The following is a 12,734-nucleotide window of genomic DNA, read 5'->3' on the forward strand; positions in this document are numbered from 1 at the left end:
GTGTACGGTACTTTTAGGAGGTTTAGGTGAGTGATCGTCAGGCGTCATTACGCGAAAATGTGAGATTGCTGGGGGATTGTCTCGGCGAAAGCATGAGTAATCACTTAGGAGAAGACTTCCTCGAAAACGTAGAAAAAATTCGTTTGCTATCAAAGGATGGTCGTCAATCAGGGAATTCAGCTGCTCTTATTGAAGCCCTAGAAGCGTTGGAGGATAAAGAGATTGTTCCTGTTGCTCGCGCCTTTAATCAGTTCTTAAACCTTTCCAACATTGCTGAGCAATATCATCGTGTTCATCGTCGTCGTACCAATGAAAGCTTAGGGGTATACCACAACCCAGTGGGTGATCTGCTAAGTCGTTTAGCAGAGCAAAAATACACGCCAGAACAAATGATCAAAGCATTGCAAGACCAGTCTATTGAACTGGTGTTAACTGCGCATCCAACAGAAGTGGTGCGACGTTCTTTGATTCGTAAATACGATAATATTTCCAGTGAACTAGAAGCTCTAGATAAAGACAATATTCTGCCGCTGGAAGAAACTAAGCATATACGTCGTCTAAAAGAAATCATCACGCAAGCTTGGCATACGGATGAAATTCGCGAAGAGCGTCCGACGCCAGTAGATGAAGCTAAGTGGGGTTTTGCCGTTATTGAACAATCCTTATGGCAAGCTGTGCCTCGTTTTTTCCGTCAGTTGGATGAACAGTTCAGTCAATACTCTGATCAAGAGCATTTGCCATTGGACTTAGCGCCTATTCGTTTCGCGACCTGGATGGGGGGAGATCGTGATGGCAATCCGAATGTAACTCATAAAGTTACCAAAGAAGTGGCTTTATTGGCTCGTTGGATGGCGGCAGATTTATACATTAAAGATTTAAATCTGCTGCGTTCAGAGTTTTCTATGACTCAGTGTAATGATGCAATGCGTGAGCGTGTTGGAGACAGTGCTCAGCCTTATCGTGAAGTGTTGCGTCACCTAGAAACCAAAATGCGAGCCACTAAGAATTGGGCGAAAGCCAGTTTGGATGGTAACCCTGTGCCAGAGGACGACATCTTTCTCAATAGTGAAGAGCTGATTGAGGATTTGGTGTTGTGTTATCAATCTTTATTAGACTGCGGTATGAAGGTGATCGCTAACGGATCACTACTGGATTTGATTCGCTGTGCCGCTACCTTTGGTATGACGCTAGTGCGTTTGGATGTGCGCCAAGATTCTGCTCGTCACATTGATACTTTGTCCGCCATTACTCGTTTTTACGGGCTTGGTGATTATGCTGAGTGGGACGAAGCATCGCGCCAAGCTTTCTTGTTAGCGGAGTTAAATTCGAAACGCCCTTTGTTACCATTGGATTGGTCACCGACAGATGAGGTTAAAGAAGTGCTGGATACCTTTGCCATGATAGCGCAAGGGGAGAAAAGCTCTTTTGGATCTTATGTTATTTCAATGGCCAGTGCGCCTTCCGATGTGTTAGCTGTGGCGCTCATGCTGAAAGAGTCCGGCGTCAGCTTTCCAATGCGTATTGTGCCCTTGTTTGAAACCCTAGCGGACTTGGACAATGCTGAGCCAATTATAGAACAGCTTTTCTCTATGCCTTGGTATAAGTCTTATATCAATGGTCATCAGGAAGTCATGATAGGTTATTCCGACTCGGCCAAAGATGCGGGTCAGATTGCCGCGACTTGGGGTCAATATCGTGCTCAGGAAGCCTTAACACGCTTATGTCAGAAACATGGAATTCACCTGACTCTCTTCCATGGTCGAGGGGGCACAGTGGGGCGTGGTGGCGGTCCGGCGCATGTGGCCATCTTGTCGCAACCTCCTGGATCGGTAAACGGTGCTATCCGTGTTACCGAACAAGGTGAGATGATTCGCTTTAAATTCGGTATTCCAGATATCGCTGTACGCTCTTTGGAACTTTATTGTTCTGCCGTGATGGAAGCGACGTTATTGCCAGCTGAAGCGCCGAAAGAAGAATGGCGTGCCATTATGGATGAAATGGCGGAAGTGGGCATGAATCAGTATCGTTCTATTGTTCGTGGTCATGAAGACTTTGTCCCTTATTTTCGCGCCACAACGCCAGAGCAAGAGTTGGCGAAGTTGCCATTAGGTTCGCGTCCCGCGCGTCGACGTTCGGATGGCGGAGTAGAAAGCCTGCGAGCCATTCCTTGGATTTTCGCTTGGATGCAGATTCGCTTAATGCTACCTGCTTGGTTAGGAGCAGAGAGTGCAATAGAACAAGCCATGGAGTCTGGCAACTTGAATAAGCTACGAGAAATGCACGCCAAATGGCCTTTCTTTGGTGCTTATCTTGATATGTTAGACATGGTGTTGGCGAAAGCGGAACCAGAAATTGCTGAATATTATGAAAAACGTTTGGTGCCAGATGAATTACAGGGGCTAGGACGACTATTACGTGGCAAATTGCATCAGGTCAGTGAACTGGTGAAAATGCTTAAGCAGCAAGAGCGTTTAATTGAGGACAACAAAACCATTCGTCAATCAATTGATGTACGTAATCCTTACATTGATCCTCTGCACTATCTGCAAGCAGAGCTTCTATACCGGAGTCGACGTGACCCAGAAAATGCTCAGGTGAATAAAGCCTTGATGATTACCATGGCAGGTATTGCCAGTGGTATGCAAAATACGGGCTAATGAATTAAATCCTTTGATAAATATTCAGTATGAGAAAGAAAATGGCAAAAAATGGCAGGTAAATTTGCATAATGAAGGGCTGCTTGGTTATGCTTGGCGGCCATTCAATTTTTAAGTATGCAATTGGTTTGCCTGTACACTCTGTTTTGCGCACCTTTAGTAGGAGCGTCCAGTTAGTATTGTGTCAGTCATCCTTGCGAATCAGTTAACGCTTCTTTTGGAGACTTTATTATGCGAGTAATACTATTAGGTGCACCTGGTGCCGGTAAAGGTACGCAAGCTCAGTTTATTACCGAAGAGTTTGGTATTCCACAAATCTCAACAGGAGATATGTTGCGAGCAGCGGTAAAAGCGGGCACCGAATTGGGTTTGAAAGCGAAAGCCGTAATGGATGCCGGTCAGCTTGTGTCTGATGACATTATAATTGGCTTAGTCAAGGAGCGTCTAACTCAAGAAGATTGTGTGAAAGGCGCTTTGTTTGACGGTTTTCCACGCACTATTCCTCAAGCTGATGCTCTAAAAGAAGCTGGAGTTAAGATTGATTACGTGGTTGAAATCGATGTCGCCGATGAAGAAATTGTTCAGCGCATGAGTGGTCGTCGAGTTCATGAAGCGTCTGGTCGTAGTTACCATCTTGTTTATAATCCACCAAAAGTGGCTGGGAAAGATGATGTAACGGGAGAAGACTTGATCCAACGTGCTGACGATACGGAAGAAACGGTTCGTAAACGCCTAGGTGTCTACCACGAACAAACAGCGCCTTTGATTGGTTACTACCAAGACTGGCAAAAAGCTGATAACGCTAATGCGCCAACCTTTGTCAAAGTGAATGGTGTGGGCGACCTAAACGAAATCAAACAAAACTTGTTATCTTCTTTGCAGGCTTAATGATTCAATGACCGTCATTCTTGCGATAGATACGTCAACGCCAGCCTGTTCTGTGGCGTTGAATATTGATGGTGTGGTACTGGAAGATTTTCGTATGGCGCCACGCCTGCATAATGATCTGATTCTGCCAATGGTTGAACAGATTTTACAGCAGGCAACATTGACCTTAGCTGATTTAGATGCCATTGCTTTTGGTCGTGGTCCTGGGTCTTTTACAGGGCTCCGAATTAGTGCAGGTATTGTGCAAGGGCTTGCTTTTGGTGCTGATTTGCCCGTTGTGCCAGTGTCTACTTTAGAGGCGTTGGCACTGGAAGGGTTTCAAAAATCAGGTCAGCACAAATGGTTGGCAGCTCTGGATGCTCGCATGGGTGAGATTTACATGGCGGGCTACCAGCTGGACAAAAATGCACAGGGTTATCAGATTGAGTGCTTGCAAGCCGAACAGGTAATAAAGCCTGAGCGGTTGCTGCCATTTTCTGATCAATACAATGGAGTGGGTTCTGGTTGGTGTTATGCTGAGCAACTTGCTGCGTTATTGCCGTCTGCACCTCAATATGTGTTTGATGAGTTGGCTCCGCGTGCTGCTTGTGTTGCAGAGCTTGCTGCAATGAAGTTTGCAAAAGAGGAAACAGTATCGCCTTATGAAGCGATTCCAACTTATCTAAGGGACGAGATTACCTGGGAAAAACAGGCTCCTCGAATAGGAAAGCGTTAATTTTATGTTGTGGTACCAGATTGTTTTTTTGGCCCTGATTCAGGGGTTAACTGAATTTCTCCCTATTTCCAGCTCGGCTCATCTTATCCTTCCTGCACAACTGCTTGATTGGCCTGATCAAGGTTTGGCATTTGATGTGGCAGTGCACGTCGGTACTCTGATTGCCATTGTCTGGTATTTTCGACAAGATTTGTGGAAGATTATTTGCGCTTGGTGTCGGTCCGTTATTGGTAAAGGTGCCTGTAGTGAGAGCCAATTGGCTTGGTGGATTGTTTTGGCAACGATTCCTGCTTGTGTGGCTGGTTTGGTCTTTGTAGACATCATAGAAACTTATTTACGTTCTATTGAGGTGATTGCTTACACTACGATAGGTTTTGGTGTTTTGTTGTGGTTGTCTGATCGCTATGGTCGGCACCTTAAAACAGAGCAAGATTTTACTTGGCGTAGTGTATTATTGATAGGTGTTGCTCAAGCCTTAGCATTAATTCCTGGAACATCTCGTTCAGGGATTACAATGACAGCCGCACGCAGTTTGGGTTTTACGCGACAAACTGCTGCAAGATTTTCATTTTTACTGTCAATACCACTGATTGTCGCAGCAGGCAGCTTGAAGCTGGTTGAGCTCTTGTCCTCTCATGTTAGTGTGGATTGGACCAGTATTACCTCAGGTGTGGTGTTATCCGCTGTAAGTGCCTATTTGTGTATTTATCTGTTTTTGAAATGGTTGAATACCATTGGCTTTTTTCCTTTTTTCCTCTATCGATTAATAATAGGCTTAGCTCTTTTACTGGTAGTTTATGCTTAAAGGCTCTTTAGGATAGGACATTCACCTATGGCACATTCGATTGCAGTGGCAACAGATGAGTCGGTTTATGTGGATGAAACAAGGGCTTTATCCACAAGCTTGGTGTTGCCCTTTTATGCCCTGAAAACGCCACTTAAATTTGCCACCGACTATGATTATCTATTGTTGAAAAACAGTCAGGGCTTAGCCATTGCCAAAACAGGCAAGGGCGCGCCTAAACCTGTAATGGTGGATTTTACTGCTGGTGCAGTAGATCATAGACGTCGCTTCGGTGGCGGCAAAGGGCAGGATATTGCTAAAGCTGTGGGGCTCAATAAGCGCAATGAATTATCGGTTTTAGACGCTACAGCTGGCTTAGGGCGAGATGCGTTTGTGCTTGCTTCACTTGGTTGTCAGTTAACTCTTTGTGAGCGAGTCGGCTTTGTCAGGTGTTTATTGGCAGACGGTTTATACCGCGCGGCTATTCATGCAGAGGTATCTGATATTGTGTCACGAATGACTCTAGCCGCCTCTCATATAGCGGATTTATCAGAACAAGCTCAGTTTGACGTGGTATTTCTTGATCCAATGTACCCCCACACCGACAAATCTTCCGCCGCCGCAAAAAAAGAAATGGCTTTCTTTCGTGATTTGATAGGTAAAGACGAGGATGCTGATGCCTTATTAGCTGAAGCCAAACAAAGGGCTGTTTATCGGGTGGTGGTCAAACGTCCAAAAGGGGCACCTTTCCTCAATCAAGAAGAGCCGACTTATCAACTCGAAGGGAAATCGGGCCGCTTTGATATCTATGTAATCAAATCCTTAGATCACGATTAGTCTTGTCGCTTATATAGCCTTAATAATGTGGTGGTCTCTCTGCGTCATTAATACCTTGTTGCTGACGATAAGATTCCAGTTGTTTTGCGAATAAGTTTAATTGCTCTTTTAGCAACATGATGTCTTTTTGTTGTTGCACCAAAGCGTTATTTAAACTGTCGATAGTATCTTCCTGAAACTGCAGTTTGATTTCCAATTCGTCGATACGTTGATTGACTTGTGAGGTATTCATTGATGCCTTCTGTGTGTTAATCTTAAGTTTGAGCTAAGCTCATATTTTTTCAGCGATTCTTGAAAAAATAACATGACTTGTGTTGCGGTCATATATTCGGTAAGAATGGCGTGAAAATTGCCTATTAATTAAGTGCGGATATTTTACTCTCATCTGAATTGGCTTCACATGGCATTTATGAAAGAGTTTGGTAAAAATATCTATTTATTCAATTTTACTAACACGGAATCGGCGTTCTTTGCCGATTTGGCATCACAATACTATTTAATGAGATAAGAGATATATTGTTATGAACAATCAAGATAATTATTCCAATGGCGCATCAAGTGCCGGTTTTTTTTCATTACGCGCGTTTATTGTTAGCATCATCATCGCACTGATTGTGCCACTATTAATTGCAGGGGTTTTAAAAGAAGAGGTTGCAACCAATTACCTAGTGTATTTCGGTTTTATTTTGGTTTCTGTTTATTTGGGTACTATGGTTAGTCAAGCGCGCTTCTCATCGTCTTCTGGTCAAATGGATGACGATGATGACAGGGAGCAAGGAACGGTAAAATGGTTCAATTCTTCTAAAGGTTTTGGTTTTCTTACTATGGAAAATGGAGACGATGTATTTGTCCATTATCGAGCTATTCGAGGACGTGGTCGTCGTTTCTTGGTGGAAGGTCAGTTAGTGCGCTTTTATGTCACTGAGGGTGAGAAAGGCAAGCAAGCTGAAAACGTTTCTATTGTTCGCGGTTAATTTCCGTTTTTATTAAGAGGCTAGATACACATGGCACAAGTTACATTAAAAGGTAATCCTTTCAATACAGTAGGTGAATTGCCTGCTGTTGGTTCGCAAGCGCCTGATTTTGAGTTGGTTAAAATGGATTTGTCAGTAAGCACCTTGGCTGATTACAAAGGCTCAAAATTGGTATTAAATATTTTTCCTTCAATTGATACACCTACTTGCGCAACATCTGTGCGTAAATTTAACGAGTCTGCTGCGGCGCTGAAAGGTGTGAATGTGATATGTGTATCTGCTGATTTACCGTTCGCTACAGCTCGTTTTTGTGGTGCGGAAGGTATTGATAATGTAGATACTGGCTCGAGTTTCCGTTCCAGCTTTGGTGAGGATTATGGTTTGACTTTTGCTGATGGTCCCCTAGCTGGTTTGCTGTCACGTTCTGTGGTGGTGTTGGATGAGTCTGGTAAGGTCATTTATTCTGAGCAGGTCGCTGAAACGGCTGATGAGCCAAACTACGATGCGGCACTAGCAGTACTATCTTAAAGAGATTAATTTCTTAAGAGCGGCTATCTAAAAAATAGCGAGCTTAAAAATAAAAATCCCGCATGACCAAAAGGTGACGCGGGATTTTTTATATTGGCAGATAAAGCGTTGTTTGAATCAGTTCTTTTGCACCGGGATGGTATTGGTAGAACGTTCTACACTATTGTCTTTGTTTAAGTAAACCAATTTAGGTTTATATTCATCGGCTTCTTGCTCTTCAAATTGGCCGTATGCAGCGATAATGACACGGTCCCCAACTTGTACACGTCGCGCCGCTGCGCCATTCATGGAAATGGTGCCGGAGCCTGCTTCCGCTAGAATCACATAAGTATGGAAGCGTTCACCATTATCGACATTATAGATATCGATCTTTTCAAATTCGCGTAAACCAGCGAGTTTAACCAGGTCTTCATCAATAGCACAGGAACCATCATACCAAAGCTCGGCTTGGGTCACGCTCGCCATGTGAAGTTTGCCTTTTAAAAGTGTTACTTGCATTACAATTTCTCTACTCTTATTTTGCCTGCCACTGAGATCAGAATCTGCAGTGTTCTATTTCCAAATGAAAGGTCCTTCATTTTGGTCATTAATGCGCCACCATTGATCAGGATCTTGTGTGCCTTCTTCTTGCCATCCTTGATAATTGCAGCGAACCTCACATTGTAGGACTGAAAAAGCGTGTTTTGCACAAGCCATATCGTTTTCCCATGGGGTTTGCTCAGAATCAAACCAGACGGATGTGAAGCGTTTTCCAGCAGCTTCTTGCAGTATGGTGACGTCAATTTCTGCCTCTTGATACTGTACTTTTAACTTAGTGCAGAGTTTGCTTAGGGTGGTCTTGTTGATAAGTGTGAATTCTTTTCCAAGCCATTCAATAATGTTTTCCAAAGGACAGGAAAGAACATAGATTTCGATGTCAGTTTGCATCGTCTTCGTCTCTTTTTTGTATCATATGATAAATTCGTAGGACGCTCATCGACAGGTATCCTACTAAGGTCCAGATAACACCGCAAGCCGCTAAAACTAAACCGACAAAGGCGATGATTTCCTGCGCAAAAGAATCTTTCAAAACACGATCAGCGACCATCAGCATGAGCGAGCCAAACACAAACAACAAGCCGCCCTGAATCATTTTAATCAAGGCCCGTCTTGGATTTTTGCCAAGTCTGATGGTTAGGTGGTGAATCTTATCTCTCATGCTGTTTGCTATGCTAATGAAGAAAATTAGCTGTTCTTTATGAACAGATTTTCTAAAATGCGATGATAAACATCACTCAGTTGATCTAAGCTATTGGCATCAACGCATTCGTTAATCTGATGTATGGTGGCATTGACTGGGCCAAGCTCAACCACTTGTGTGCCCATCTTGGCAATGAAGCGACCGTCAGAGGTGCCGCCAGAAGTGGATAATTCAGGCGTGATACTGACTTTTTCCTCGACGGCATCGACAATAGCGTCCACCAATTCACCTGGTCTAGTCAAAAAAGGCAGGCCATTATATGTCCAGTCAATGTCATACGCCAATTGATGTTTGTCTAGTACAGCCAGTACACGTTCTTTTAATGTGTCGAAGTCCAATTCAGAAGAGAAACGGAAATTGAATTGTGCTTTTAGATCACCTGGAACCACATTGGTGGCGCCAGTCCCCGAATGAATATTAGACACTTGAAAGCTGGTTGGCGGGAAGAAATCGTTACCATCGTCCCAATGGGTGCTTGCCAATTCTGCTAGTGCAGGAGCTGCTAGGTGAATGGGATTAACCGCTAGGTGAGGATAGGCAACATGACCTTGTTTACCGTAAATTGTTAGGTCACCGCTGAAAGAGCCACGACGACCGTTTTTAATAATATCACCTAATTGTTTGGTACTGGACGGTTCACCAACAATGCACCAATCCACTTGTTCTTCACGGGCCATGAGAGCATCCACAACACGAGTTGTACCGTCAACAAAGGGGCCTTCCTCGTCACTGGTAATGAGGAATGAAATTTGTCCTGGATGATCAGGATAGGCATTAATAAAACTCTCTACTGCTGTGATCATAGCGGCAAGGCTTCCTTTCATATCGGCAGCGCCGCGACCATAAAGCATGCCGTTGATAATTTGTGGCTCAAATGGTGGTACTTTCCATTCGTTCTCAGGGCCGCTTGGCACTACATCAGTATGGCCTGCGAAACACAGATTTGGTCCTGACTCACCTCGCTTTGCGTAAAAGTTTTTTACCTCACCAAAAGGCATTTTTTCAATTTGGAAATTGAGTTTTTCCAAGCGTGCAATCATCAGGTCTTGACAGCCTGCGTCTTCAGGTGTGACAGAAGCACGTGATATTAAGTCAATGGCGAGTTTTAGCGTTGGTGATAAGTTAGACATTCTTTACCTTTTCGTTGGTTTTCGCTACTTTATAAGAGACTCTGTTACTATAACAGGAGATGATCATAAAGGTGGAAATATGAAGCGAAGCGCCGTTATTTTATTGAGCTTTATTACTGCTGGGTGCGGTGTGTTGAGGCCGCCAGTCGTTCAGGAATCCTATTTTGTTCCAGTTATTCGTTCTGATGTATCTACTTCGGGGTACACACCCACGGTCACTCCAATGATTCAAAAAAAAGAAGATCCGCGTCGAATATATACCCCGGTTCTGCGTTAGTGAAATGCTTGGCTATATTGCTCGGCATTAAAGCCTAATAAAATTTCTGTTTTGGTCTCTATCAAAGGGCGTTTAATGATCGAAGGTTGTTGTTGCATTAATGCCACAGCCTTTTCAGCATCCATAGTATCTTTTGTTGCATCGTCGAGTTTGCGCCAAGTAGTACCACGTTTATTGATCACATTTTCCCAGCCGAGTTTGTCGATCCAAGCTTTTGCCTGTTCCGCCTGTACACCAGCTTTTTTATAGTCATGAAACTGATAGTCGATTTGATTGTCGTCAAGCCAGCGAAAGGCTTTTTTCATTGTGTCGCAATTTTTAATGCCATAGACATTCAACATAATGTTTTCCCCAATGAAGTTGCATTTAAAAATGGCGCCATTCCATGCAGAACAGCGCCATGACTTATTTTAAGGGTGATTAGTTGTGTGCGTGCAAGGCTTCATTAAGCGCAATGGCTGTTTTGTTGGTTTTGCATTCAATAGCGCCGCTTTCAGAGTTGCGACGGAACAAGAGGTCAGATTGACCAGAAAGCTCGCGTGCTTTCACAACAGAAACAACTTGGTTGTTTTCGTCCAATAAGGTCACTTTAGAACCTGCTGTAATGTATAGGCCAGATTCCACTGTGCAGCGATCGCCAAGGCCGATCCCGATGCCAGCATTGGCGCCAATCAAACATTGTTCGCCTACACCGATTACAATGTTACCACCGCCAGAAAGTGTGCCCATGGTGGAACAACCGCCGCCTAAGTCAGAGCCGTTACCAACCACAACGCCAGCTGAAATTCGGCCTTCTACCATGCTGGTGCCAAGTGTACCGGCATTGAAGTTAACAAAACCTTCATGCATTACCGTTGTTCCTTCACCCAAATGAGCACCAAGACGGATGCGAGCGGCGTCTCCCACACGAATACCAGCCGGAACAACAAAGTTAAGCATTTTAGGGAATTTATCTACGCTGAATACTTCAATAGTACGACCTTCCATGCGGGCACTTAGTTGGCGGTCTGCTAATTCACGAACGTCGATGGGACCATCGCTTGTCCAAGCTGTGTTAACCAGTAGACCAAACATACCGTCTAACACTGTGCCGTGTGGTTGCACTAAACGATGAGAAATCAATTGCAGTTTTAGATAAACTTCAGCAGGATTGGCTGGAGCTTCGTCTGTTGCCAATATACAAAGAATCACAGGTTGTGTAGAGGCTTTTAAGCGAGAGGCTAATTCGGCTTGCTCAATATTGCCTGCTTTTAATAGGTTCATATGAAGACGATTGAGGTCGCTTTCATCCAGAACTAGAGTGCTGTTGCCACCTTCATAGTTAGTGCTTTCGACGATAGCATCTACAGTGCTTTTTTCCGCGCCTAGGCAAGGTGCTGAATAGAAAACCTCAAGCCACTGGTCTTCTTTGTTTTGTGTACCAATGCCAAGGCCAAATGCGAAAATTGAATTACTCATGTAATCTTCTCCAACTGAGTGTTTTATAGCGAATGTTTTATAAAATAAGAGTTATCTGCGACTGAGGAAAGCTTTTATACGTTGTGCTGCTTCAGTGCATTCTGATTCTTCGGCAACCAGTGCCATGCGTGCATGTTGACTGCCCGGGTTGTGTTCATTAACCATGCGGCCTAAATAGCTACCAGGTAAGACCAGTACGGCTTCTTCTTGATAAAGGGCGGTGCAGAATGCTTCGTCTGGCATATCCAGCTCAGGCCATAGGTAGAAACCTGCTTCGGGTTTACTGACCTTCATTATAGGCTGCAATATGTTGAGTACCGCATCAAATTTACGCGTATAAATTTGACGGTTTTCGATGACGTGCGCCTCATCATTCCATGCTGCAATAGACGCAATTTGATGATGAAGCGGCATGGCACAGCCTTGGTAAGTACGGTACAGCAGAAAAGGCTTAAGAATGTTGGCATCACCAGCCACAAAGCCTGAGCGTAAACCAGGCAGATTTGAACGTTTAGATAAAGATTGGAAAATTAAGCAATGCTGGTAATCTGTGTTGCCCAATTTTTGGCAGGCTTCCAGCAACCCAAGCGGTGCTTTTTCTCCAAAATAAATCTCTGAGTAACACTCATCTGCCACAATGGTGAAGTTGAACTGCTTGGCTTTCTCAATTAATAGGGCATAGTCTTCTAGTGTGGTGACTGTTCCACTTGGATTATTAGGAGAACATACAAACACTAGCTCACAAGCTTGCCATACATCATCGCTTACTTTGCTGTAATCAATGCGATACTGATTGCTGGCATCACAAGCTAGGAAGTGGCGTTCCGCTCCAGCTAGAATCGCAGCGCCTTCGTAGATTTGGTAAAAAGGATTTGGGCTCACTACTAAAGGTGACGGTTTTTCTCCGACTAGCGTTTGAACAATAGCAAACAAGGCTTCACGGGTGCCTGTAACGGGTAATACTTGTGTCTCTGCGTCTAAATGATCCAAATCAAAGCGTTGTTTAGCCCAATTACTGATTGCTGTTCGTAAGTTGAGTTCACCTTTGGTGCTTGGGTACTTACTAACGCCTTGTAGGTTTGTTTCCAAAGCCTCCAAAGCCACCTTAGGGGCAGCGTGCTGAGGCTCACCAATGGTCAGTTTAATTAACTTTTTATCTGGGTTTGGCGTTAGCCCCTTAAGCAAATCAGCAAGTTTCTGGAATGGGTAGGGGTGTAATGTTTGTATGTGTGGGTTCATTGTGCTG

The 12,734-nt window shown here is 44.1% G+C and carries 15 protein-coding genes; 7 read left to right on the plus strand and 8 right to left on the minus strand.

What is annotated here, in order from left to right; genetic code table 11:
* Positions 1 to 26 precede the first annotated feature (26 nt).
* The 5 genes from ppc (at position 27) to ABXS85_RS16320 (ending at position 5,881) form a co-directional block, all read left to right on the plus strand.
* Positions 27 to 2,657: a phosphoenolpyruvate carboxylase gene (ppc, locus tag ABXS85_RS16300; protein ID WP_353667584.1), complete on the plus strand. Its 2,631-nt coding sequence runs from the start codon at positions 27 to 29 to the stop codon at positions 2,655 to 2,657.
* 231 nt (positions 2,658 to 2,888) lie between these two features.
* Positions 2,889 to 3,545 (plus strand): adenylate kinase, encoded by a 657-nt coding sequence (gene adk / locus ABXS85_RS16305; RefSeq protein ID WP_353667585.1) that lies wholly within the window; start codon positions 2,889 to 2,891, stop codon positions 3,543 to 3,545.
* A gap of 7 nt (positions 3,546 to 3,552) precedes the next feature.
* The gene (tsaB, locus tag ABXS85_RS16310) at positions 3,553 to 4,260 is read left to right on the plus strand and encodes a tRNA (adenosine(37)-N6)-threonylcarbamoyltransferase complex dimerization subunit type 1 TsaB (RefSeq protein ID WP_353667586.1); all 708 of its coding nucleotides are present in this window, start codon (positions 3,553 to 3,555) and stop codon (positions 4,258 to 4,260) included.
* A gap of 4 nt (positions 4,261 to 4,264) precedes the next feature.
* A complete protein-coding gene (locus tag ABXS85_RS16315; protein ID WP_353667587.1) occupies positions 4,265 to 5,065 on the plus strand; it encodes an undecaprenyl-diphosphate phosphatase in 801 nt (266 codons plus the stop codon).
* Between the two features lie 27 nt (positions 5,066 to 5,092).
* A complete protein-coding gene (locus ABXS85_RS16320; RefSeq protein ID WP_353667588.1) occupies positions 5,093 to 5,881 on the plus strand; it encodes a class I SAM-dependent methyltransferase in 789 nt (262 codons plus the stop codon).
* 19 nt (positions 5,882 to 5,900) lie between these two features.
* On the opposite strand, the gene ABXS85_RS16325 is transcribed toward ABXS85_RS16320, so the two are convergent.
* Positions 5,901 to 6,113 carry a SlyX family protein gene (locus ABXS85_RS16325; protein WP_353667589.1) on the minus strand — a complete coding sequence of 71 codons (213 nt, stop codon included), beginning with the start codon at positions 6,111 to 6,113 and terminating at the stop codon, positions 5,901 to 5,903.
* A 289-nt stretch (positions 6,114 to 6,402) separates the two neighbouring features.
* Between ABXS85_RS16325 and ABXS85_RS16330 the strand changes: the two genes are divergently transcribed.
* A complete protein-coding gene (locus ABXS85_RS16330; protein ID WP_353667590.1) occupies positions 6,403 to 6,855 on the plus strand; it encodes a cold-shock protein in 453 nt (150 codons plus the stop codon).
* Positions 6,856 to 6,885: 30 nt separating this feature from the next.
* Positions 6,886 to 7,383: a thiol peroxidase gene (gene tpx, locus ABXS85_RS16335; RefSeq protein WP_353667591.1), complete on the plus strand. Its 498-nt coding sequence runs from the start codon at positions 6,886 to 6,888 to the stop codon at positions 7,381 to 7,383.
* Between the two features lie 117 nt (positions 7,384 to 7,500).
* On the opposite strand, the gene panD is transcribed toward tpx, so the two are convergent.
* The 7 genes from panD to dapC form a co-directional block, all read right to left on the minus strand.
* A complete protein-coding gene (panD, locus tag ABXS85_RS16340) occupies positions 7,501 to 7,881 on the minus strand; it encodes an aspartate 1-decarboxylase (RefSeq protein ID WP_353667592.1) in 381 nt (126 codons plus the stop codon).
* A 54-nt stretch (positions 7,882 to 7,935) separates the two neighbouring features.
* Positions 7,936 to 8,310: a hypothetical protein gene (locus tag ABXS85_RS16345; protein WP_353667593.1), complete on the minus strand. Its 375-nt coding sequence runs from the start codon at positions 8,308 to 8,310 to the stop codon at positions 7,936 to 7,938.
* Complete coding sequence (locus ABXS85_RS16350) at positions 8,300 to 8,581, minus strand: hypothetical protein (RefSeq protein ID WP_353667594.1); 282 nt, start codon at positions 8,579 to 8,581, stop codon at positions 8,300 to 8,302. Before ABXS85_RS16350 ends, ABXS85_RS16345 begins: the two co-directional genes overlap by 11 nt.
* Before the next feature lie 26 nt (positions 8,582 to 8,607).
* Positions 8,608 to 9,753 (minus strand): succinyl-diaminopimelate desuccinylase, encoded by a 1,146-nt coding sequence (dapE, locus tag ABXS85_RS16355; RefSeq protein ID WP_353667595.1) that lies wholly within the window; start codon positions 9,751 to 9,753, stop codon positions 8,608 to 8,610.
* 273 nt (positions 9,754 to 10,026) lie between these two features.
* Positions 10,027 to 10,371, minus strand: coding sequence for an ArsC family reductase (locus tag ABXS85_RS16360; RefSeq protein ID WP_353667596.1), 345 nt, complete (start codon positions 10,369 to 10,371; stop codon positions 10,027 to 10,029).
* Between the two features lie 79 nt (positions 10,372 to 10,450).
* Positions 10,451 to 11,488 carry a 2,3,4,5-tetrahydropyridine-2,6-dicarboxylate N-succinyltransferase gene (gene dapD / locus ABXS85_RS16365; protein ID WP_353667597.1) on the minus strand — a complete coding sequence of 346 codons (1,038 nt, stop codon included), beginning with the start codon at positions 11,486 to 11,488 and terminating at the stop codon, positions 10,451 to 10,453.
* 51 nt (positions 11,489 to 11,539) lie between these two features.
* On the minus strand, positions 11,540 to 12,727 hold the full coding sequence (dapC, locus tag ABXS85_RS16370; protein ID WP_353667598.1) for a succinyldiaminopimelate transaminase: 1,188 nt from the start codon (positions 12,725 to 12,727) through the stop codon (positions 11,540 to 11,542).
* Between the last annotated feature and the right edge of the window lie 7 nt (positions 12,728 to 12,734).

This window comes from Marinomonas sp. THO17, assembly GCF_040436405.1.
In the GTDB taxonomy this organism is placed as follows: domain Bacteria; phylum Pseudomonadota; class Gammaproteobacteria; order Pseudomonadales; family Marinomonadaceae; genus Marinomonas.

Excerpts from the sequence above, each read along its gene's own strand:
- adk (WP_353667585.1), top strand. The coding sequence starts at position 2,889 with ATGCGAGTAATACTATTAGGTGCACCTGGTGCCGGTAAAGGTACGCAA.
- tsaB (WP_353667586.1), top strand. The coding sequence starts at position 3,553 with ATGACCGTCATTCTTGCGATAGATACGTCAACGCCAGCCTGTTCTGTG.
- ABXS85_RS16315 (WP_353667587.1), top strand. The coding sequence starts at position 4,265 with ATGTTGTGGTACCAGATTGTTTTTTTGGCCCTGATTCAGGGGTTAACT.
- ABXS85_RS16320 (WP_353667588.1), top strand. The coding sequence starts at position 5,093 with ATGGCACATTCGATTGCAGTGGCAACAGATGAGTCGGTTTATGTGGAT.
- ABXS85_RS16325 (WP_353667589.1), bottom strand. The coding sequence starts at position 6,113 with ATGAATACCTCACAAGTCAATCAACGTATCGACGAATTGGAAATCAAA.
- ABXS85_RS16330 (WP_353667590.1), top strand. The coding sequence starts at position 6,403 with ATGAACAATCAAGATAATTATTCCAATGGCGCATCAAGTGCCGGTTTT.
- tpx (WP_353667591.1), top strand. The coding sequence starts at position 6,886 with ATGGCACAAGTTACATTAAAAGGTAATCCTTTCAATACAGTAGGTGAA.
- panD (WP_353667592.1), bottom strand. The coding sequence starts at position 7,881 with ATGCAAGTAACACTTTTAAAAGGCAAACTTCACATGGCGAGCGTGACC.
- ABXS85_RS16345 (WP_353667593.1), bottom strand. The coding sequence starts at position 8,310 with ATGCAAACTGACATCGAAATCTATGTTCTTTCCTGTCCTTTGGAAAAC.
- ABXS85_RS16350 (WP_353667594.1), bottom strand. The coding sequence starts at position 8,581 with ATGAGAGATAAGATTCACCACCTAACCATCAGACTTGGCAAAAATCCA.
- dapE (WP_353667595.1), bottom strand. The coding sequence starts at position 9,753 with ATGTCTAACTTATCACCAACGCTAAAACTCGCCATTGACTTAATATCA.
- ABXS85_RS16360 (WP_353667596.1), bottom strand. The coding sequence starts at position 10,371 with ATGTTGAATGTCTATGGCATTAAAAATTGCGACACAATGAAAAAAGCC.
- dapD (WP_353667597.1), bottom strand. The coding sequence starts at position 11,488 with ATGAGTAATTCAATTTTCGCATTTGGCCTTGGCATTGGTACACAAAAC.
- dapC (WP_353667598.1), bottom strand. The coding sequence starts at position 12,727 with ATGAACCCACACATACAAACATTACACCCCTACCCATTCCAGAAACTT.